Origin of the sequence: Streptomyces lunalinharesii (assembly GCF_039532155.1) — a bacterium.
Classification (GTDB): domain Bacteria; phylum Actinomycetota; class Actinomycetes; order Streptomycetales; family Streptomycetaceae; genus Streptomyces; species Streptomyces lunalinharesii.
This window is the reverse complement of sequence record NZ_BAAARK010000012.1, coordinates 70,713-90,266: the sequence shown is the minus strand read 5'-3', so window position 1 is coordinate 90,266 and position 19,554 is coordinate 70,713. Positions and strand designations below refer to the sequence as shown.

16 protein-coding genes and 1 pseudogene are annotated in these 19,554 nt (G+C 74.6%); 4 read left to right on the top strand and 13 right to left on the bottom strand.

Translation table 11 applies throughout. The annotated features are described in order from the left end of the window. Positions 1-154: 154 nt before the first annotated feature. The 4 genes and pseudogenes from ABD385_RS19885 to ABD385_RS19870 form a co-directional block, all read left to right on the top strand. Positions 155-2,683, top strand: coding sequence for a sensor histidine kinase (locus ABD385_RS19885; RefSeq protein ID WP_344577809.1), 2,529 nt, complete (start codon positions 155-157; stop codon positions 2,681-2,683). A 74-nt stretch (positions 2,684-2,757) separates the two neighbouring features. After that, positions 2,758-3,183, top strand: a complete 426-nt coding sequence (locus ABD385_RS19880; RefSeq protein ID WP_344577807.1) for a DUF3592 domain-containing protein — start codon at positions 2,758-2,760, stop codon at positions 3,181-3,183. A gap of 171 nt (positions 3,184-3,354) precedes the next feature. Next, positions 3,355-4,923 (top strand): Na+/H+ antiporter, encoded by a 1,569-nt coding sequence (locus tag ABD385_RS19875; protein ID WP_344577805.1) that lies wholly within the window; start codon positions 3,355-3,357, stop codon positions 4,921-4,923. Positions 4,924-5,054: 131 nt separating this feature from the next. After that, a pseudogene (locus ABD385_RS19870) lies at positions 5,055-5,243 on the top strand (NF041680 family putative transposase); the annotation flags it as partial. A gap of 9 nt (positions 5,244-5,252) precedes the next feature. Here the strand turns inward: ABD385_RS19870 and ABD385_RS19865 are convergent. From ABD385_RS19865 to ABD385_RS19805, 13 genes are all read right to left on the bottom strand, one after another. Continuing rightward, complete coding sequence (locus ABD385_RS19865) at positions 5,253-5,342, bottom strand: K(+)-transporting ATPase subunit F (protein ID WP_344577803.1); 90 nt, start codon at positions 5,340-5,342, stop codon at positions 5,253-5,255. A gap of 197 nt (positions 5,343-5,539) precedes the next feature. Next, positions 5,540-5,911 (bottom strand): VOC family protein, encoded by a 372-nt coding sequence (locus tag ABD385_RS19860; RefSeq protein ID WP_344577801.1) that lies wholly within the window; start codon positions 5,909-5,911, stop codon positions 5,540-5,542. 245 nt (positions 5,912-6,156) lie between these two features. Next, the gene (locus tag ABD385_RS19855; protein WP_344577799.1) at positions 6,157-8,013 is read right to left on the bottom strand and encodes a serine/threonine-protein kinase; all 1,857 of its coding nucleotides are present in this window, start codon (positions 8,011-8,013) and stop codon (positions 6,157-6,159) included. A 285-nt stretch (positions 8,014-8,298) separates the two neighbouring features. Then, a complete protein-coding gene (locus ABD385_RS19850; RefSeq protein ID WP_344577796.1) occupies positions 8,299-8,652 on the bottom strand; it encodes a hypothetical protein in 354 nt (117 codons plus the stop codon). Positions 8,653-8,759: 107 nt separating this feature from the next. Further along, entirely contained in the window at positions 8,760-9,203 is a 444-nt protein-coding gene (locus tag ABD385_RS19845; protein ID WP_344577793.1) for a hypothetical protein, read from the bottom strand. Positions 9,204-9,424: 221 nt separating this feature from the next. Continuing rightward, complete coding sequence (locus ABD385_RS19840; protein ID WP_344577792.1) at positions 9,425-10,387, bottom strand: GNAT family N-acetyltransferase; 963 nt, start codon at positions 10,385-10,387, stop codon at positions 9,425-9,427. 65 nt (positions 10,388-10,452) lie between these two features. Beyond that, positions 10,453-12,423 (bottom strand): CocE/NonD family hydrolase, encoded by a 1,971-nt coding sequence (locus tag ABD385_RS19835; protein ID WP_344577788.1) that lies wholly within the window; start codon positions 12,421-12,423, stop codon positions 10,453-10,455. After that, on the bottom strand, positions 12,420-13,619 hold the full coding sequence (locus ABD385_RS19830; protein WP_344577778.1) for a lactate 2-monooxygenase: 1,200 nt from the start codon (positions 13,617-13,619) through the stop codon (positions 12,420-12,422). The genes ABD385_RS19835 and ABD385_RS19830 overlap by 4 nt, the downstream gene beginning before the upstream one ends. Positions 13,620-13,639: 20 nt before the next feature. Continuing rightward, positions 13,640-13,960: a chorismate mutase family protein gene (locus ABD385_RS19825; RefSeq protein WP_344577776.1), complete on the bottom strand. Its 321-nt coding sequence runs from the start codon at positions 13,958-13,960 to the stop codon at positions 13,640-13,642. Continuing rightward, positions 13,957-17,055, bottom strand: a complete 3,099-nt coding sequence (locus tag ABD385_RS19820; RefSeq protein WP_344577773.1) for an amino acid adenylation domain-containing protein — start codon at positions 17,053-17,055, stop codon at positions 13,957-13,959. The genes ABD385_RS19825 and ABD385_RS19820 overlap by 4 nt, the downstream gene beginning before the upstream one ends. Then, positions 17,052-18,386, bottom strand: a complete 1,335-nt coding sequence (locus ABD385_RS19815; protein ID WP_344577769.1) for an MFS transporter — start codon at positions 18,384-18,386, stop codon at positions 17,052-17,054. Before ABD385_RS19815 ends, ABD385_RS19820 begins: the two co-directional genes overlap by 4 nt. Continuing rightward, complete coding sequence (locus tag ABD385_RS19810) at positions 18,383-18,637, bottom strand: phosphopantetheine-binding protein (protein WP_344577767.1); 255 nt, start codon at positions 18,635-18,637, stop codon at positions 18,383-18,385. The genes ABD385_RS19815 and ABD385_RS19810 overlap by 4 nt, the downstream gene beginning before the upstream one ends. A gap of 6 nt (positions 18,638-18,643) precedes the next feature. Further along, the gene (locus tag ABD385_RS19805; RefSeq protein ID WP_344577764.1) at positions 18,644-19,516 is read right to left on the bottom strand and encodes a beta-ketoacyl-[acyl-carrier-protein] synthase family protein; all 873 of its coding nucleotides are present in this window, start codon (positions 19,514-19,516) and stop codon (positions 18,644-18,646) included. Positions 19,517-19,554 lie beyond the last annotated feature (38 nt).

The following is a 19,554-nucleotide window of genomic DNA, read 5'->3' as shown; positions in this document are numbered from 1 at the left end:
TCAACATCGCCGCGTTCCACCGTGCTCCGTCCGGCACGGTGTGACCATGTCGGACAACCCATGTCCGCTGGGCCGCCCGAGGTCCCCCTCGCCGAACCAGGCGTCGTGGGGCCGTGCAGGCAGGGTGAGGGAGGGGCCTTCAGTGGCGCCGAGAATGACGGCCGAAACAGCGGGCGAACGACCGGGGAAGCTCAAGGTCTTCCTCGGTGCCGCGCCCGGAGTCGGCAAGACGTACCGGATGTTGGACGAGGGGCGCCGCCGTCTGAGGCGCGGCACCGACGTGGTGGTGGCCTACGCCGAGTGCCACGGCCGGCAGCACACCGAGGAGATGCTCCACGGGCTGGAGGTGCTGCCCAGACTGCACCGTGCGTACCGCGGCGCCAGCTTCAGCGAACTGGACCTGGACGCCGTCCTCGCCCGCCGCCCCGCGGTCGCCCTCGTCGACGAACTGCCGCACACCAACGTGCCCGGTGGCCGCAACGCCAAGCGCTGGCAGGACATCGACGAACTGCTGGCCGCCGGCATCGACGTGGTCACCACCGTCAACGTGCAGCACCTGGAATCGCTCAACGACGTGGTCGAGAAGATCACCGGAGTCCCGCAGCGGGAGACGGTGCCCGACGAGGTGGTCCGCCGCGCCGATCAGATCGAGCTGGTGGACATGCCCGCCGAGGCGCTCCGCCGGCGGATGGCGCACGGCAACGTCTACCAACCGGAGAAGGTGGACGCCGCGCTCGCGCACTACTTCCGCATCGGCAACCTCACGGCCCTACGGGAACTCGCCCTGCTGTGGGTTGCCGGACGCGTCGACGAGACCCTCCAGAAGTACCGTTCCGAGCACGGCATCGGCACCGTCTGGGAGACCCGCGAACGCGTGGTGGTGGCGCTCACCGGCGGGCCCGAGGGCGAGACCCTGATCCGCCGCGCGGAGCGGATCGCGGACCGCTCGTCCGGCGGCGACCTGCTCGCCGTGCACGTCGCCCGCAGCGACGGTCTGGCCTACGTCTCCCCGGCCGCACTCGCCAAGCAACGCGCCCTGGTCGAGAGCCTGGGCGGCAGCTTCCACTCGGTGGTCGGCGACCACGTGCCGACCGCGCTGCTGGACTTCGCACGCGCCGAGAACGCCACCCAGCTCGTGCTGGGCACCAGCCGCCGCAGCTGGTTCTCCCGGCTGGTGGCGCCGCGCGGCATCGGGGAGGACACCGTCGAGCTGTCCGGCGACATCGACGTCCACATGGTCACCCACGAGCGGGCCGGCCGCGGCCGCCGGCCGTCGATCCCCGGCCGCCAGCTCCCGCAGGCCCGCCGCATCGCCGGCCCCCTCGCCGCCCTGGTCCTGCCGCTCCTGCTGACCGCACTCCTCACCCACATCCGGGGCCCGCTCAACCTGACCAGCGAGGCGCTGCTCTTCCTGGCCACGGTCGTCGGCGTGGCCTGCCTGGGCGGTGTGGTCTCCGCGCTGGTCGCCGCCCTCACCGCCTCCCTGCTGCTGAACTACTACTTCATCCCGCCCAGCCGCGAGTTCACCATCACCGAGGCCAACAACGCGCTGGCGCTCGCGGTCTTCGCCCTGGTGGCCGTCACCGTGGCCGCCCTGGTGGATCGCTCCCTGCGACTGTCCCGGCGCGCCGCCAGCGCCACCGCGGAGGCCGAGACGCTGTCCTCCATGGCCGGCACCATCCTCCGCGGCGACCAGGGAGTCTCGGTTCTGTTGGAACGCACCCGGGAGACGTTCGGCATGGCGTCGGCCGAACTCGTGCCGCGCGCCGACCAGGAGCCCGGGACCGAGGCCGAGGAGGAGGCCGAAGGACTGGTGAAGGTGCCCGCGGGACCGGACCGCCTCCTCGTGCTGCGCGGCCGCCGCCTGCCGGCCTCCGAACACCGCGTGTTGACCGCCTTCGCCGCCCACCTCACCGCCGCCCTCGACCACGCCCGCCTGATGGAGGCCGCCGCCGAGGTCGAACCCGTCAAGGCGGCGGACCGTCTGCGCACCGCGCTGCTGGCCGCGGTCAGCCACGACCTGCGCACTCCGCTGGCCAGCGGCCGGGCCGCGATCAGCTCGCTGCGCAGCACCGACGTGGACTTCACCGCCGCGGAGCGCAACGAACTGCTGGCCACCGCCGAGGACTCGCTCATCGAACTCAACCGCCTGGTGGACAACCTGCTCGACATGAGCCGGCTGCGGGCCGGTGCCCTCTCCCTGCACCTCCAGCCCACCGCCTTCGCCGACGTGCTGCCGCTGTCCCTGGCCACCCTGGCCGCCGCGCCGGTGCGGATCGCCTCCCGCGGCCTGGCGGAGGTCTGCGACGTCCTCGCCGACCCGCCGCTCCTGGAACGGGTCATCGCCAACCTCGTCACCAATGCGGTGCGGCACTCCGGCGCGGCGGAGTCGGTGCTGATCACCGCCAGTGCGATGGGCCCGCGGGTGGAACTGCGGGTCATCGACCGGGGGCCCGGACTGCGCCCGGAGGACCGGGACCGGATCTTCGTGCCCTTCCAGCGGCTGGGCGACCGCGACAACACCAGCGGCCTGGGACTGGGCCTGGCCCTCTCCCGCGGCCTGGCCGAGGCGATGGGCGGCACCCTGAGCCCCGAAGACACTCCCGGCGGCGGACTGACCATGGTCCTCTCGCTGCGCGCCGCGACGGCCGGGGACGCGGGGGAAGCCGTCGAGCCCGGCTAGTCCGTCCCGGCGGGCACGCCACCCGGGCGCACGACGGAACAGCAGACGGAAGGCCAACCACAGGAGGCGGGTCGATGGGTACGGGGGCCGTGGCCGTGCTGGCGGGAATCGCCGCGTTCGGCGGTCTGTTGGGGATGCTCGCCGGCGTCCACGGGCTCCGGCAGGTACGACGGGTGCAGCGGACCGGGACGTGCGCGGCGGCGCTGGTCAAACGGCCCCCGGGCCACGATGTCGACCCGTCGCCCCGGCCCCGCCCACTGCTCCAGTTCGTGACCGACGACGGCCGGGTGGTGGAGGTCGTCTGCCCCGTGACGCCGACCGCCCGCCACCAGCTCGACGACGGTGACCGGGTGCTGCTGCGCTACGACCCCGAAGACCCGCGCTCCGTCGTCGTGCAGGGATGGGAGAGCCTGGGGCTGGAGCGGGCGTTCGTCGCCGGCGGGGCGGCCGTCCTGCTGCTGTCGCTGACGTTGGTCGCGGTCGCCGCCACCCGGGGGTGAGCGGCGCCCGCGCGTCCGGTGCGCGAGGTCGACCCGCTCGGCGGAATCGTCAACGGGGTGCGCACGGACGGTGGCAGGACCCGACGCGACCCGGTAAGTTTCCTCGCGGAGTGCCGGGAAGTCTGGTCGGCGACGGTGCAAGGACAGCCGGAGCCAACGAGGGACGACCGCGTGACCGACCTGACTGCCATCCTCCTCCTCGTCGCGTTCGCCACGCTGGTGGCCACCGGCGCCCGACACTGGCGGATCCCCGCCCCCTCGTTGCTGGTCGTCGGCGGCCTCCTCGTCGGACTGCTGCCCTGGCTCCGGGGCGTCCACATCGCGCCGGAAGTGATCAGCGTGGTGGTGCTGCCGCCGCTGCTCCACGCGTCAGCCGAGGAGGTGCCGTGGCGCGAACTGCGGCGGGTGTGGCGGCCGGTGACGGTGCTCGCCTTCGGTCTGGTGCTGGTCACCGCGGCGGCGGTGGGGGTGGTGGCGTCCGTGCTCACGCCGCTCTCCCCCACCATGGCGTTCGTCCTCGGCGCGGTGCTGGCCAGCACCGATCCGGTCGCCGTCACGGCACTCGGGCGCAAGATCGCACTGCCGCCGCGGATACAGGCTCTGGTCCAGTCCGAGAGCCTCTTCAACGACGCCACCAGCCTGGTGCTCTTCAAGGTGGCGGTGGGCACCGCCGTGGCGGCGCACGCCGTCTCCTGGGGCGCTGCGGGCGGCCAGTTTCTGGTCCTGGGCGGCGGCGGGGCGCTGGTCGGCGGCGCGGTGGCCACCGTGGTGGCGCTGATCCGGCGCCGGACCGCGGATCCGGTCCTGGAGACGGTGGTGGCCCTCGTCACGCCGTACGCCGCGTACGTCCTCGCCGAGGACGTCCACGCCTCCGGCGTCACCGCGGTCGTGGTCGCCGGGGTGGTCCTCGGCAGCACCGGACACAAGCTGACCAACGCCGCGATCCGCCTCCAGGTGCACGCCGTCTACGGCACGGTGGTCTTCCTCCTGGAGAGTGTGGTGTTCGCCCTGATCGGGCTGGAACTACCGGAACTGGTACGGCAGTTGAACGCCGACGACCGCAGCTGGCCGTTGGGCGTGCTCGCGGTGGCCGGCACCGTGATCGCCGTGCGGATGCTCGGGGTGCTGCCGCTCTCCGCCGTCATGCAGCGCCGTCGCGGCGACGGCACCGTCACCTGGCGCATTCCCGCGGTGGTCTCCTGGGCCGGCACCCGCGGCGTGATGCCCCTGGCGGCGGCCCTGTCCATCCCGTTGGCCGCCGACGACGGCAGCCCGCTGTCGCACCGCCCGCTGGTGCTCGTCCTGACCACCGGCGTGGTCGTGTTCACCCTCGTCCTCCAGGGCTTCACCCTCGCGCCGGTGGTGCGCTGGTCCGGGATCGCGCTGGAGCCGGAACACACCGCCCGGGAAGAGGCCCGGGCCCGCGCCCGTCTCGCCCAGGCCGGACTGGAGTGTCTGGACGGCCTCGACGCGGCCGAGGCGGCGCCCGCCGTGCTCGTCGACCAGTTGCGCCGGGGACTGCTGGCCCGCCTGGACCAGGCCGACGCCGGCCAGGACGACGAGGCCACGCCCTCCTCCTGGGCCCCGGCCACCACCTACCGGGCGCTGCGCCGCACCGTGATAGCCGCGGAATCCGCGCAGCTCCAGCGGTTGTACGCGGACCACCGGATCAGCGACACCACCCGGCGGCGACTGCAACGCGGCCTGGACCTCGAAGAGGCCGGACTCGGCGAGGACTGAACGGCTCGCCGCGGACGGTGCGCACGAGTTCCGCGTGCGCCCTGGCGGCCAGGGCGCCGGACAGCCACCCGGTCGTCGGGACGGGGGACGGGGAGGACCTCGGCGTCGGTTCCTGGTGGCTGTTCAGGTGGCGGTGGCGGCGCGCGTTCAGGAACATCCGGCCCCACCTGGGTAACCCGGCCAGAGCACCGAAACCGTCCCGGCCCGGACCAGGACGGCCTCCCGGATCGAAGAATCGGCACCCCGCCACCCGCTACGACGTGGACAGAACCGTCACACGCCCCGAGACACCGACCGAACGTGATCAAGCTCGACGTTGAGGAACAGGATCAGAACCGGTCCGGGAACTTGACGCCGATCACCAACAGCCCCACCAGGGCCACCGCCACCAACACCCCCACGATCCGCTCCGCGCTCACCACGCCACCTCCGGCCCGGTCCCGCCACGGCTCTCCACCACGGACCTCCTCCTCGTGCGTTCGTCCGACGGGGTCCGCTCCACGGTGGCGGTCGGCGCCACCCGGTGTGCAGGCCGGCGCGCGTTCCCTAACGGAATCCGAACGGCGCGGCCCGCGGCCCGGGCGCAGTCGTCGGTCGCACGACGGGCGGCGCCGCGTCAGGCCCGTTCGGCGGCGCTGCGTTCGACGCAGAACTCGTTGCCCTCGGGGTCGGCCAGGGTCACCCAGCCGGACCCGTCGGGCCGGCGGTGGTCGCCCACCAGCGAGGCGCCCAGGGCGAGGATCCTCGCCACCTCCTCGTCCCGCGAGCGGTCTTCGGGCTGCAGGTCCACGTGGAGCCGGTTCTTGCCGGCCTTGGCCTCCGGCACCGTGACGAACAGCAGCGCCGAGCCCGGAGCGGTGACCAACGCCTCGGGGTCCCCCGGGAAGTCGTCGTCGGCCAGCGAGCCGTCGAGGACCGTGGCCCAGAACCGTCCCAGGCGGTAGGCGTCGGAGCAGTCGATGGTGAGGTGTCGCACGAGAGATGCCATGCGGGGCACTCTTCGTCAGTCCCGGGCCCCTGTCCAGCACATTCCTCGTGCACGGGAGCAGCGACGCACGGCGTCAGAGCCGTTGCCGGGTCAACGCCCGTGCCTTCCGCGAGGAGTTCGGGGAGCGTTCCGGCGAAGGTCGGCAGCAGCCGGAGGCAGACGCCCCGGGCGTCGACGTCCGTGCCCAGATGTTCCCGGGTGAGGGCGGCGGCCCGGGCGCACACCGGCCGCCGGCGACGGGCGGCCTACGAAGTGCCCCAACGCTGCGACGCCTTGCCCGTCTCGCAGGCCGCCGTCGCCACGCCGCCGCCGAAGGCGATGTCGAGGCACTGGCCGTTGGACACGCTGTACAGCGCGCCGCCGGAACCGGTGCGCCACACCTGGCCGGCGCCGCCGCACGTCACCGACAGGGCGTTGTTGCCGGGCATTCCCGCCGTCAGGCAGTCGCCGGTGCGCCGGTTGACCACGGTGAACGTGCCGCCCGATGCCTGGTGGTGGGTCCACGAGGCGGACGGGTCGCCCGTGCAGTCGCCGACGGCCGGGGTGTTGCCGTAGACCGTCTCGACCAGACATCGGCCGTTGCCGGCGTTCTTGAGCTGGTGGTAGCCGCCCGGTGCGGGGGGCTGCGGCGGCTGTCCGGTCGCCGCGCCGCCCGGACCGGCCGACCCCCCGGTACCGCCCGCCGCGTCACCGCCGCCCGGGTCCTTCCGGGAGCCCGAGGAGGCGCCCTGGCCGTCGCCGGGGCCGGCGGCTCCGGTGGCGCCGCCCGTCCCGGCGGGCTGCGGCTGCCGCCCCGGCGTGGCCGGCCCCGAGGGGTCTTTGAGGTGACCGGCGCCTGAGGAGGGGGCCGTCGGGTGGAGCTGGGCGGAGACCGACGGGGACGGCGCCGCCCGACCGTTGTCGTGCAGCGCCGATCCGTACGGCAGGAGTTGCAGGGCGAGGGTGGTCCCGCCGCCCACGACGAGCACCGGAAGGACCGCGAGCAGGAGGCGTTTGCGTCGACGCTCGCGGGCGGGCCGGGGCGCGGTGGGCGCCGTCGGCGGAGTGGGTGCGCTCGCCGCCGCCGGCCGCGCCGGCGGTGCGGCGGGCACGGTCTCCGCGGGCCCGTCGGCCGCCGCGAGGGTGGTGGTCCGGACGTCCTCCGCCGCGGCTGCCGCGTCCTCGTTCCGGGGCGTCGCGGCCGCGAAGGCGGCGCGTTCGGCGAGTCGGGCCGCGACCGCCGACGGCCAGCCGGCGGCCACGGACGCCCGCTGCCCCACGGCCAGTTCGTGGAGTTCGGCCGCCGTGGGGCGCCCCTCGGGGTCCTTGTCCAGGCAGGAGGCGACGACGCGGGCGAGTTCCGGGTCGAGGTTGTGCACCGGGTCGAGGTCCGGCGCGTCGTGCACGATGCGGTACAGCGTGCCCAGGCCGGCCCCGTCCCCGAAGGGCGGGTTGCCGCTCGCCGCGAACGCGAGCAGCGACCCGAGCGCGAAGACGTCCGTCGCACCGCTCAACTTCCGTTTGCCCGAGGCCTGTTCGGGCGACATGTAGGCGGGCGTGCCCACGATCATGCCGGTCTGCGTCAACCGGCTCTGGTCGACGGCCCGGGCGACCCCGAAGTCGATGAGCGTGACCCCGTCAAGGGTCAGCATGACGTTCGACGGCTTGAGGTCCCGGTGCACCATCTCGTGGTCCTGGACGCTCTTCAGGCCGGCGGCCGCCTCGCGCAGCAGCAGCCACAGGGCGTCGGCGGGCAGATGGCCGCCGTGCAACTCGACCGCCTCGTTCAGGGTGAGGCCCGGGACGTACGCGGTGGCGAACCACGGCGGCCGGGCGTCACGGTCGCTCGCGAGCAGCGGCGCGGTCGCCTCCGCCGGCAGTCGCGAGAGGTTGTCCAGCTCGTGCCCGAAGTGGCGCAGGAACGCCTCGTCCTCGGCGAGCAGCGGCAGGACCTGTTTGACGGCGGCGTAGCGCCCGTCCCGCACCCCCAGGTACACGCGGCCCATGCCGCCGGAGCCGAGCTTGCCGACCAGCCCGATGGAACCGATCCGTTGCGGGTCCGCCTCTTCCAGCGGTACCGCACCGCTGCCGTCGAGGTCGAACCTCTCCCCCTTGTTGGTCATGCCCGGAAGGCTATCGAACGGCCGGGCGACCGCCGGTCACGACCGTCGCGTCACGCCCCCCGGGGACGCCCGGCCGGGGCAGGACGGCGTGTGACCCGACAACTCCCCCTGGTTGCTGGTCATTTATCCCGCTCAGCGCCCCCTTGACGGCACTGTGCGCACCGACGCGCGGCGACGCGGGCGGGCCGGCGCGGCGGTTCGGCGACCGGGACACCGGTCGTCCGTTCCGCCGCGCCGGCCCTCAGCTCGCGCGGTGCGCGCCGCCGCGGCGTGCGCGCCGGCCGGTCAGGATTCGGGCGCCGGGCGGCGCTCGGTGGAACCGCCCCGGCGACGGCGCACGAACGCGGCGACGAGGGCCAACAGTTTGCGCAGCAGTCCGGGGCGCGGCGACCCAGCGGCGGACGGCTCGGCTTCGGACGAGGAGGGCGAGGCCGCGGCGAGCGGGGTGGGGGCGGGCTCGTGGTGCGGCCCGGCCGGCCCGGTGGCGTGTTGCGGGGGGACGGGGGCCGCCGGGCCCGGGGGCTTCGGTTGGTCGGTCGGTGCGGACGGGGTCGGCGGGTGGGGCTGGGGTCGGGGTGCGTTGCGGCGGGCCTCGGCGCGCACGAGCGCGCTGAGGGCGGCGAAGACGTCGACGGGCATGCCGGTACTCCTGCGGTGCGGATGGCGTGGATGCTGGTGCGACGGGCCGCGCGTGCCCCGTCCGCCACGGTGCGGGCGGACGGGGTGGGGTGCGCGACCGGGTCCGCTCAGCAGCGCAGCACGGTCATCCGCGGGGGCAGGCCGGTGGCAGCGGTCGGGAGGGCGGCCCGAGGGCCGGCGTGGCCCGGCGCGTCCAGACCCGCCGTCGCCGGCGATTCCCGCAGGGCCTTGCCGTGCGCGCCGGTCGGGACGTGCGGGCGCAGGTGGCAGGCGGTGGCGTGGCACATCCGCCGGAAGCCGTTGCCCGGCGGGTGGTGCGCGCCGCCCCTCGACGGCGCCAGGACGTGCCCCGTGGTGTCGCCGGTCCGTTCCGCGGCGTCCTCGGGGGCCAGGGCGCTGATCCGCGTGGGGCAGGCGCCGGCTGCGGACGTCGTGGCGTCGGCGTAGCCGGCGGTCAGGGCGGTGAACAGCAGGGCCAGCAGCGCCAGGAGGAGGAGCATGCGGCAGCCGCCGGTCGCCGCTGAGCGGCCGGTGTCGGCGGTGTCACGCATGCGGGTCTCCCAACGCTCTTCCGGGAGGGGATCCCCTGGGAGAGATCGGGACATTCAGGAGAGAGTGGAAAGTGTCGGTTATTCCACTCGTTCCGGCTATGCGTCGTATGTGTGACCGCACGCCGACAGGAGGGAACTGCCGCCGGAACGCGCCGCCGGGCCCCGCGGAGCGGCACGTCGGGGTGCTGCTCCGCGGGGCCCGGCGGGCCGGGGTCGCTCGGTCAGAGCGGCCGGGTGAAGGTGACCCGGTCCAGCTCGGGACCGTCGTAGTCCGCGATCGGGGCGGAGTTGGTGAAGCCCATGGCGTTGTGGAAGGCGATGGAGCGGGCGTTCTGGGGCGAGGTGATCGCCTTGACGAGGGTGCGGCCGTCGGCGCGCGCCCGCTCGAAGAAGCGTTCGTAGAGGTGACGGCCGAGGCCGGTGCGGCGCCATGCGGGGGCGACGCCGGTGAAGTGGATGTACGCCTCCTCGGGCTTGGACGGGGAGAGGAATCCGATGACGAATCCGGCGAGTTCGCCGTCCCGCTCGGCGATCAGGCTGGTCTCGAAGAAGTGGGTGACGAAGACCCGCGTCAGGTCGCGGGAGGCGGGGCGGCCCCACCAGTCGTCGACCACGCCGACGAGGGCGTCGAAGTCCTCCGGCTTCGCCGCGCGGGTCGTGAACGGCTCCAGGGTGGCCGCGGCCGGTGCGCCGAGCTTCTTGCGGAAGACCACCCGGTGCTGCTCGGGCCCGTCGTAGTCGCGGTGCACGGGCACGCCGTCGACCTCGTGGTCACCGGGGTCCAGCTCGAACCCCATGGCCTTGTGGAAGGCGATGGAGCCGGTGTTGTGCGGTGAGGTGATGGCGGACACCTCGGTGCGGCCGGCCGCCGCGGCCCGCTCGAAGAAGCGGGTGTAGAGCCGGCGGGCGATGCCCTGCTGGCGCAACTGCGGGTCCACGCCGACGAAGTGGACGTACGCCCGGTGCCCGTCGTCGGCGGAGTGGAAGCCGACCAGGAACGCCCGGATCCCGGTCTCGTCCTCCAGGATCAGACTGGTCCCGGCGAAGTGCTGGAGGAACAGGCGCGGGAGCAGCAGTGACAGCTCCCGCGCCTGTTCGGGGGTGCGGGAGTCGCCCCACCACTTCTGGACGCACTCCACGAGCGTGGAGTGGTCGGCCGTGCGGGCCCGGCGTACGTGGTACATGCCCTGCCTTTCCGTCGGTGCGGTCGTCGTGGGTTCCGTCTGCGGCGGCGCGGTCGGCGCCGACTCTACTTTTGCGGCGGCGTGGTGCTGCCCACGGCCGCGCCGCCGTCCGGGATCAGCGGCAGCGTGACCTTGGACGGGTGCGCCGCGTCGTGCAGCACCGTTTGGTGCGCGGTCCGGCGGGCCGTGGACCGGCCCAGCCAACTGCCGGTGTTGGGGTTCGGGTCGAACTGCGGGTAGTCGCTGGAGGAGATGTCGAGCCGGATGCGGTGGCCCTTCCGGAACAGGTTGCTGGTCGGCCACACCTTGATCGTGTACGCGTACACCTTGCCGGGCACCACGGGTTGCGGGTCGCTCGTCGAGGCGCGGTAACTGGCGCGCACGATGCCGCTGTTGAGGTTGACGGCGGTGCCGTCGGGGTGCACGTCGACGAGTTTGGCGGTCCAGTCGGTGTCCGGGGCCGACGTCGCGGCGTACAGCGTGACGGTGATCGGCCCGGTGACCTCGGTGTCCCGCGTCAACGGCGGGCCCGTGTAGACGGCGACGTCCGGGCGCTGCTCGATCTGCTGTTGGTCGTACGGGCCCTGGGTGCTGATCGCAGCGGTGCAGCAGGAGTGGCCGCCGACGCTCGGCACCGGGTTGCGCGGGTCGTAGGTGTAGTGGTCGGCCGGCGCGTCGGATCCCGGTGGTGCGGTGGCGAGGGTGCCGTCCTGGGTGTTGCCCGCCGCGTGGCCGGTGCTGCCCAGGTAGTAGTCCTGCCAGCGGGTCTGCGGCAGCGGCCAGGTGGGGGCGGTGCGCCATCGGTTGGCGCCCATCACGAAGTAGTCGACGCCGCGCTGTCCGACGCCGTTGTCCTTGCCCTTGAGGTGGTGGTCCCACCAGGCGAGCATCATCTCGTCGATCGGGCTGTTCCCGGCCGGCCCGATCGCCTTGAGCAGGGGTGCGGGGGCGCTGGTCGGGCGGCCCCAGCCGGTGTGGTCCCAGGGGCCGATGACCAGCCGCTGGTTGTCCCGGGCGCGGGGCGAGCCGGCCCGCGCCACCATCCCCTGGTAGTTCTTCACCGAGCCGTCCAGGAAGGCGTCGTACCAGCCCGCGTAGTTCAGGACGGGGATGTCGACCTTGCCGTAGTGCTCCTTGGGGGCCCACCGGCGCCAGTAGTCGTCGTAGGTGGGGTGCTTGATCCAGTCGAAGAAGTACGGGGCGACCTTCGGGTCACCGGGGTGGAAGGGCTGGAAGGCGTCGTACGGGGCGGTGGCCAGCCACTTGCTGACGTCCTGGTAGTCGCGGTTGACCTGGTCGTAGGTGGCCCGGTCCCCCCGGTTGGCGGCGGCCGACGGGACGATCTTGCGCATCGCCCACGGGATGACGAAGTTCAGCCGGAAGGCGCCGCCCTCGTAGTTCCAGCCCTCGTAGTAGTCGTCGGAGGTCAGGGCCGGCACGATGGTCTTCAGGTGCGGCGGGCGCTCCTGGGCGGCGAGCCACTGGGTGGCCCCGACGTAGGAGGAACCGTACATGCCCACCCGGCCGTTGGAGCCGGGCAGCCGGGCGGCCCACTCCACGCTGTCGTAGCCGTCGTGGCCCTCGTTGGCGAACTCGTAGAAGTCGCCGCCCGAGGCGTACTGGCCGCGGACGTCCTGGATCACGACGAGGTAGCAGTGCGAGGCGAACCACTCCGGCGACTGGTAGTTCGACGGTTGCACCTCGGCTGCGGCCTTGTCGTACTGGGTCCGCATCAGGATGACCGGGACCTTGTCGCGGGTGACCGGCCGGTAGACGTCTGCGCGCAGGACGGTGCCGTCCCGCATGGTGGCGCCGACGTCGGTGGTCTTGCGGACCGGGCAGGGGCCCCGGCCGGTGGACGGGGGCCACTGGCCGGTCCCGGTCGCGGCGGCGGGCGCGCCGGTCGTGGCGTGGCCGGCGGAGCGGGCGGTCTCGGCCGGGGCGGCGGGGCCGGCGAGGAGCAGCGGGGTCAGGGCCAGCGCGAGGGTGGCGGTGGCGGCTGCCGCCAGCCGGCGGCGGGGTATGCGGCGCTTCACCGTCGGCTCCCCCCGGCTGTCGGGGCGGGCCGGTGCAGCAGGTCCGGGCCGATCTCCGCCACCCGGGTGCAGCCGACGAGGCCCATCGTCAGGTCGAGGTCGGCGAGCAGGCTGCGCACGACGTGCTGGACGCCGTCGGCTCCGCCGAGGGCCAGCCCGTAGACGTAGGGGCGGCCGAGCAGGACGGCCCGGGCGCCGAGCGCCAGTGCCTTGACGACGTCCGCGCCGCTGCGGACGCCGGAGTCGAAGAGCACCTCCGTCTCGTCGCCGACCGCGGCCACCACGTCGACGAGCGCGTCGAGGGCGGCGACCGCACCGTCGACCTGGCGCCCGCCGTGGTTGGAGACGAGCACGCCGTCCATGCCCGCGGCCACGGCCCGGCGGGCGTCCTGCGGGTGCACGATGCCCTTGAGCACGATCGGGCCGTCCCAGTGCTCGCGTAGGAAGCCCAGTTCGTCCCAGGTGTGCGCCTTGCCGCTGAAGATCGGCAGCCATTGCAGGGCCGCCGCCTGCGGGTCCTCCTCGGCGGGGCGGTCGAGCCGGGCGCGGAAGACCGGGTCGGACAACGGGATGGCGACGCCGTTGCCGCGGATGAACGGCAGGTACGCCTGGTCCAGGTCGCGCGGGCGCCAGGCCAGTTGCCAGGTGTCCAGCGTGACGACGAGGGTGGTGTAGCCGGCGGCGCGGGCCCGCGCCAGGATGCTGGCGGTCACCTCGTCGTCGTGCGGCCAGTACAGCTGGAACCAGCGCTGGCCGTCGCCGTTGGCCCGGGCGGCCTCCTCGATGGTGTGCGAGGAGGCGGTGCTCAGCACCATCGGGATGCCCGTGGCCTGTGCCGCCCGGGCGGTGGCCAGCTCGCCGTCCGGGTGCACGACGGTCTGCACCCCGATGGGGGCCAGCAGTACCGGGGCCGCCAGTTCGCTGCCGAGCACGGTGGTGCGCAGGTCGCGGTCGGTGGCGTCGCGGAGCATGCGCGGGACGAGGCGGTGGCCGTCGAACGCGGCGCGGTTGGCGCGGGCGGTGGCCCCGGTGCCGGCCGCGCCCGCGACGTACCCGTAGGGCTGGGGGCCCATCCGGTCGCGGGCCACCTCCTCCAGGGCCGACAGGTCCGTGGTGAACGGCGGGACCTGGTCCTGGAGCCCTCTCAGGTAGATCTCGAACTGGTAGTCCGCGAATCCGGTGCGGGAGTCTGCCATGCGTGCTCCTCCATGGGGCGTCAGGGGTCGTGCGGCGTTCGTTCCTCCCGGCCGCCCGCGCTCTGGTCCGGGCGGCGGGTCATGCCGATCAGCAGCAGGGCCAGTTGGGCGCCGGCCGGCCCCAGGGCCTCCCGGTAGCCGCTCAGCACGGCGTTCTCCCGTGCCAGGTCGGTGCGCGGGAGGCCGGCCGCGCGGCGGGCGCCCTGGAGCAACCGGTCCTCGCGGAGGCGCAGTTGGATCAGCCCGATGAGGTCGCGGTCCAACTCGCGCAGGCGCTCGCCGTGCCGCTCGGGGTCCTGGTCGGCGGCTGCGCGGTGCGCGGGGGCGGGGCGCTCGCTCATGTGGGGTCCGCCCCGCCGGCCAGTTCCCGGAGCAGCCGCCGGTAGACCGCGGCCACCTCGGCGACGAACCGGGCGGAGGTGGCCGGTTGGTGCCCGAGCACCACCTCCGCGCCGCCGTCGTCCTGCGGCCACACCTCCACCTCCAGCTCGTGCAGGGCGCGGCCGGACCGGGGCCCGACGACGGCCGTCCGGCAGCCGTCGAGCGCGAGGTGCTGGGGCGGGGCGCTCTGCACCGCGAACAGGGTCTGGAACAGCGGGTGTCGGGAGCGGTCCCGGGCCGGGTCGGCGGCCAGCCGGACGACCTCCTCGAACGGCACGTCCTGCGCGGCCAGCGCCGCGTGCACGCCGGCCAGGAGGGCGGGCACCCGGTCCGCCGTGCCGTCGCCGGTCGGGCGCATCCGGAAGCAGACGACGTCGATGAGGCAGCCGACGGCGTCGGCGGTGTCGGGGTGGTAGCGCTTGGCGAGCGGGGCGCCGATCGCCAGGTCGTGGTCGCCGGAGACGGCGGCGAGCGCCTCGGCGTAGGCGGCCAGCGCGAGGGCGAAGCGGGTGCTGCCCCAGCCGTGGGCGCGGGCCTCCAGCGCGGCCCAGTCGGCGGCGGGAATCCGGAAGGCGGGCGCGGACGGCGCGTCGCCGGCGGCCGGGCCCGGGACGGTGAGCGGCGGTACGCCGGTCAACTCCGCGCGCCAGAAGGCACGCTGCGCGGTCAGCGCGGCCCCGTTGACTTGGGCCCGGGCCCCGGCGAGGACGGCCGCCAGTGCGGGTGGGGGCGCGATGTCCGGTGCGCGGTGCGTCAGCCGGGCGGCGTAGGCCGTCGAGAGGTCGTCGGCCAACGGGCGGACGGAGCCGCCGTCGAAGGCGATGTGGTGGAGGACGAGGCCCAGCAGCCATTCGCGGCCGGACGCCAGGGGGGCGACGGCGCAGCGCCAGTTCTCGCCGGCGGCGATGTCCAGGGGGCGCCCGAGTTCCCTGCGGACGGCCAGCAGCCCCGCTTCCTGGTCCGCCGCCGGGGCCAGTTGGATCGTCGGCACCGGCGCGGGCGGCCCGTCGAGCAGTGCGACGGGCCGCCGGTCGAAGACGTACCGGGCGTGCAGTGCCTGGTGGCGCCGGTGGACGTCCGCCACGGCGGCCCGGAACGCCCCGGGGACGAAGTCCCCGCTCGCCCGCCAGATCAGCTCGCAGTGCGACGAGGTGTCGGTGGGGTCCAGCTGCTGCGCGTAGAGGAACCCGTTCTGCGCGGGCAGCAGCGGCAGTGGCTCGCCGGGGGCCGGCCGGTCGGGGTCCTCCGCGTCGCCCGCCCGGGCCTCGATCCAGTGCGCCAACTCCCGTACGGTCGGGCCCGCGATCAGTACGGAGGCCGGTACCGGGACGCCGGTGCGCGCGCCGATCCGCACGCACAGGCGGGCGCCGTCCAGCGAGTCCCCGCCCAGTGCGAAGAAGGAGGCGTCGTGCGGCACGGCTTCCCCGGTCCCCAGGGTCTCGGCGAAGGCGTGCGCCACCTGGCCGGTGACCGAGGCGTCGTCGGGGCGGGGGTGGGGTGCGGCCGGGGTGCGGGGGCCGGTGGGCCGGGTCACCAGCTCCAGCAGGGCGGCGGTGTCCAGCTTGCCGTTGCGGGTCAGCGGGAACGTGTCCACGGCGGCGAGGGCCCGGGGCACGAGGTACTCCGGCAGCTGGGCGGCCAGGGCGTCGCGAACCGTGTCCGCCGGCACCGGTGCCCCCTCCGCCGCGGTGTACGCGGCGGCCAGCCCGACGCAGGCGCCCCGTTCCACGAGGGGGACGACGACGCAGCGGCGGACGCCCGGGAGCGCGGCGATCCGGGCCTCCACCTCGCCGGGTTCGATGCGGTGCCCGCGCACCTTGACCTGCCGGTCGGCCCGGCCGGCGTAGTGCAGCACGCCGTCGGCCGAGAAGTGGCCGAGGTCCCCGGTGCGGTAGATCCGGCGCGGGCCGCCGGGGGCGGTCTCGATCTCGGTGAAGCTCTTCGCGGTCTGTGCGGGATCGGCCAGGTAGCCGTTGGCCAGGCCGGCGCCGGCCACGCAGATCTCGCCGGTGGTGCCCGGCGGGCAGGGCCGCGACCGCTCGTCGAGGACGAACACCTCGGTACGGGCCACCGGGCGGCCCACCGGGAGGTCGCCGCCCGCGGTGCAGTCGGCGGGCGTGATCCGGTGGGTGGTGGTGAAGACGGTGGACTCGACGGGCCCGTACCCGTTCACCAGCGCGGTGTCGGGGTGCGCGGCGACGAAGCGGTGGACGTGCGCGGGCGAGAGCCGTTCGCCCCCCACCAGCAGCTGCCGCACGCCGTCGAAGCAGGCCAGGTCCTCCTCGACGAGCATGTGGAAGATCGAGGCGGTGAGCCAGAGGGTGTTGAGCCCGGCGTCCCGGACGAGGGTGCGCAGCGCGTCCGCGGTCAGGTAGGGCTCGTCGACCAGCACGCTGGTGCCGCCGCCCAGCAGCATCGACCAGAGTTCCAACGAGGCGGCGTCCCAGGGCAGTGGGGCGGCCTGCGGCATGACCGTGCCGGGGCCGACGGTCATGAAGCGGGCCGGGGCGAACAGCCGGACCGTGCCGGCGTGCGGGGACAACACCCCCTTGGGGCGGCCGGTGCTGCCCGAGGTGAAGAAGAGGCAGGCGGTGTCCGTCTCGCGGACCGGCGGGGCGTCGAGGTCCACGGCGGGCCCGGCGGCCACCCGCTCCAGATCGTCCTCGGGGACCCACACCGGGCGTGACCAGCCCTGCGCGTGCGGCGGGGCCACGGCGAGCAGCGGGGCGTCGGTCCGCGCCACCAGTTGGGCCACCCGGGAGCGGGGCCAGCGCGGGTCCAGGGCCGCGTAGGCGGCGCCCCGTTTGAGCACCGCGAGCACGGCCGCGACGAACCGCGGTGACCGCGGCATCAGCACCGGCACCACGTCGCCGGGGCCCACGCCGGCGCGGGCCAGTTCGGCCGCGAAGGCGTCCGAGGCCCGCTCCAGCGTCCGGTAGCTCACGGTGGTGTCCCGGTGGATCAGCGCGGGGGCGTCGGGTCGTTCGGCGGCGCGTTGCCGGAACACCCCGTGGATCGTGCCCCCGCCGTCGCCGCTGCCCGGTCGGTCCGTCATCGCGCCCCGCCACCTTCCACGTGCTCCAGTCGGTCCGGTGCCCCGTGCGTCCCCGCGGCGTGCGCGTGCGGGGCGGCCCGTGGCGCCACGGGCGCCTTCGGCGCCTGGCGGCCCAGCAGCAGCGCGTACCCGACGCACGCCAGGCAGCCCAGTCCCAGGACGACGGGCAGCAGCCAGGCGTGTGCGCCGCCCAGCAGCCGTCCGCCCAGCAGCGGGCCGAGCACCAGGCCCGCGGACATCGCCGCCGAGTAGGCGCCGTTGTACCGGCCGCGCAGCGCTTCGGGCGCCAGGCCGTTGACGAGCGTGGGCAGTGCGACGGCCAGCAGCGCCTCGCCGACGGCGAAGACCGCCAGCGCGCCGATGACCAGGGCGGCTTCGAGGTGCGGCCGTCCGCTGGTCATCGCCAGGAGGAGCAGCAGCCAGCAGCCGGCCCAGCTGGTGGCCGTGGCGGCGAGCAGTGCGGCGGGCCGGGTCCGGGAGATCCGGGTGACGGCCAGGGCCTGGATGAGCACGATGCAGCAGGTGTTGGCCACGAACGCCCAGGCCATGACGCGGGCGTCCAGGCCCTGGACCGCGACCAGTCCGGGGATGCTCGACTCCAGTTGGCCGTAGCCGACCACCATGAGCGCGAGGGTCAGTGCCAGGACCTTGAGCAGTTGGCGGTCGCGCAGCACCGCACCGTAGCCTCGCGCGCCGGCGTCGGCCGCACGGTCGGGGACCGGGCCGGTCGACGCCGCTCCCCGCCCCCTGCCGACCGCGGCCACCAGCAACGCCCCGGCCAGCAGGAACGACAGCCCGTCGAACACGTACAGCCACTGGAAACGGCCGGCGTCGGCGGTCGAGGCGAAGAGGCCGCCCAGCACGCCGCCGAGTCCGACGCCGGCGTTGAGCGCGACGAACTGCAGGCCGAAGGCGGCGGAGCGGGTCCGGCCCTCGGTGCTGCCGGCGATGACGACGTTCCACACGGAGAGCATCGCACCGTAGGCCAACCCGTAGAGCGAGCCGGCGAGGACGGCGCCCCACACCTCCGTCACCAGTGCGAAGCCGCTGGTGCCGACGGCGGCGGTGGCCATGGCCAGGGCCGCCGTGCGGCGGATCCCGAAGCCGTCGGCGAGGCGGCCCGCGAGCGGGCCGCCGACCAGCGACGCGAGCGCGATCACCGAGATGACGGCGGTGGCGGTGCCCACGGACAGCCCGCGCACCCGGGTCAAGTACAGGACGAGGAAGGGCTGTACGAGTCCGGTGCCCACCGAGCTGATCAGGTTGGCGCCCATCACCACCCGCGTGCGGGGCGGCAGTGTGCCCAGGGCGGCCACAGACTCCCACTTCATGACCGGGCGGCTCCCCCGCCGCTGGTGACCGCGGCGCCGACCCCGCCCAGGGTGGCGTCCGCCACCACCGCGCCCAGCCCCAACGGGATCCCGAACTCCTCGCGCAGTCGCTGCACCAGGGCCATCGCCTGGAGGGACGTGCCGCCCAGGACGAAGAAGTCGTCCTCGACGCCGAGCGCCGTATCGGGCGCCAGGTCCGGGCCCAGGATCTCCCGCCAGATCGCGGCGATCCTCTCCTCGACAGGTGACATGCTGTTTCAGTCCTCCACGGCGCGTAGCAGAACGGCGGCCAGGTGTGCCGCACTTGAGCCCAGCAGGACGACCACGGGGTACGCCGACCTCGTGGTGCCCGCCTCCGTACGATCGATGAGATTGATCAGCGGATCGCTGCCCAGGCAGTGCGCGATCCGCCCCACGTTGTCTTGGTAGAGCTGGCGGGGTGCGAAGCCGGCCTCGCCCAGGAACGCCTGGAGGACGTCCGCGGCGAGGTTGCTCGACAGGACCGCGGAGACGTCGCCCGGCGTCAGTCCGGTGGCCGACCAGAGTTCCCTGAACAGCTCCTGATAGGTCGTCAGTTGCGCTTGGAGGCGGTGGCCGGCCGGGCCCGGTCCGACGAGGTCGTAGCAGACCTGACGGGCGCCGCCGAGGACCTCCCACCCGTGCCGCCGGCCGGAGACGACGGCCGCGGCGGCCCCGTCGCTCCCCACCGCCGCACCGCCGAGCAGGACCCGGCTGCCCGGTTCCGCCGTGCGCACCAGGTCGCCCGAGACCACCGCCACGGTCCGGGCCGCCCCCGACGTCACCAGCGCCGCGGCGACGGCGAGGGCCGCCGTCGCGGTGGAGCAGTCGGCGAGACCGAGCGTCAGCGGGTACGCGTTGCACATCCCCAACTCGTCCAGCAGCTCGGCGACGGCGATCTGGGACGCGTCGCCCCCGGGCAGCGACTCGGTGGCGAACAGCACGGTGTCCACCTCCGCCGGCGGCGTCCGCGCCGCGGCCAGCGCCTCGCGCAGGGCCGGGCGCAGCAGGTCCAGCACGCCGCCCCGGGCGAGCCGGTACTCGTCGAACGCGGCGGCCCGACGCGGCGGTTCGGCCGCGTACTCCGGCAGGTCGGCCACCTTGCGGCGCACCTCGCCCAGTGCGGCGGCGCACCCGTTCAGGTAGGCGC

Bases quoted from the DNA above. Each gene is read 5' to 3' on its own strand.
- ABD385_RS19855 (WP_344577799.1), bottom strand. From the start codon at position 8,013: ATGACCAACAAGGGGGAGAGGTTCGACCTCGACGGCAGCGGTGCGGTA.
- ABD385_RS19860 (WP_344577801.1), bottom strand. From the start codon at position 5,911: ATGGCATCTCTCGTGCGACACCTCACCATCGACTGCTCCGACGCCTAC.
- ABD385_RS19885 (WP_344577809.1), top strand. From the start codon at position 155: ATGACGGCCGAAACAGCGGGCGAACGACCGGGGAAGCTCAAGGTCTTC.
- ABD385_RS19810 (WP_344577767.1), bottom strand. From the start codon at position 18,637: ATGTCACCTGTCGAGGAGAGGATCGCCGCGATCTGGCGGGAGATCCTG.
- ABD385_RS19830 (WP_344577778.1), bottom strand. From the start codon at position 13,619: ATGGCAGACTCCCGCACCGGATTCGCGGACTACCAGTTCGAGATCTAC.
- ABD385_RS19815 (WP_344577769.1), bottom strand. From the start codon at position 18,386: ATGAAGTGGGAGTCTGTGGCCGCCCTGGGCACACTGCCGCCCCGCACG.
- ABD385_RS19840 (WP_344577792.1), bottom strand. From the start codon at position 10,387: ATGTACCACGTACGCCGGGCCCGCACGGCCGACCACTCCACGCTCGTG.
- ABD385_RS19845 (WP_344577793.1), bottom strand. From the start codon at position 9,203: ATGCGTGACACCGCCGACACCGGCCGCTCAGCGGCGACCGGCGGCTGC.
- ABD385_RS19880 (WP_344577807.1), top strand. From the start codon at position 2,758: ATGGGTACGGGGGCCGTGGCCGTGCTGGCGGGAATCGCCGCGTTCGGC.
- ABD385_RS19820 (WP_344577773.1), bottom strand. From the start codon at position 17,055: ATGACGGACCGACCGGGCAGCGGCGACGGCGGGGGCACGATCCACGGG.
- ABD385_RS19850 (WP_344577796.1), bottom strand. From the start codon at position 8,652: ATGCCCGTCGACGTCTTCGCCGCCCTCAGCGCGCTCGTGCGCGCCGAG.
- ABD385_RS19825 (WP_344577776.1), bottom strand. From the start codon at position 13,960: ATGAGCGAGCGCCCCGCCCCCGCGCACCGCGCAGCCGCCGACCAGGAC.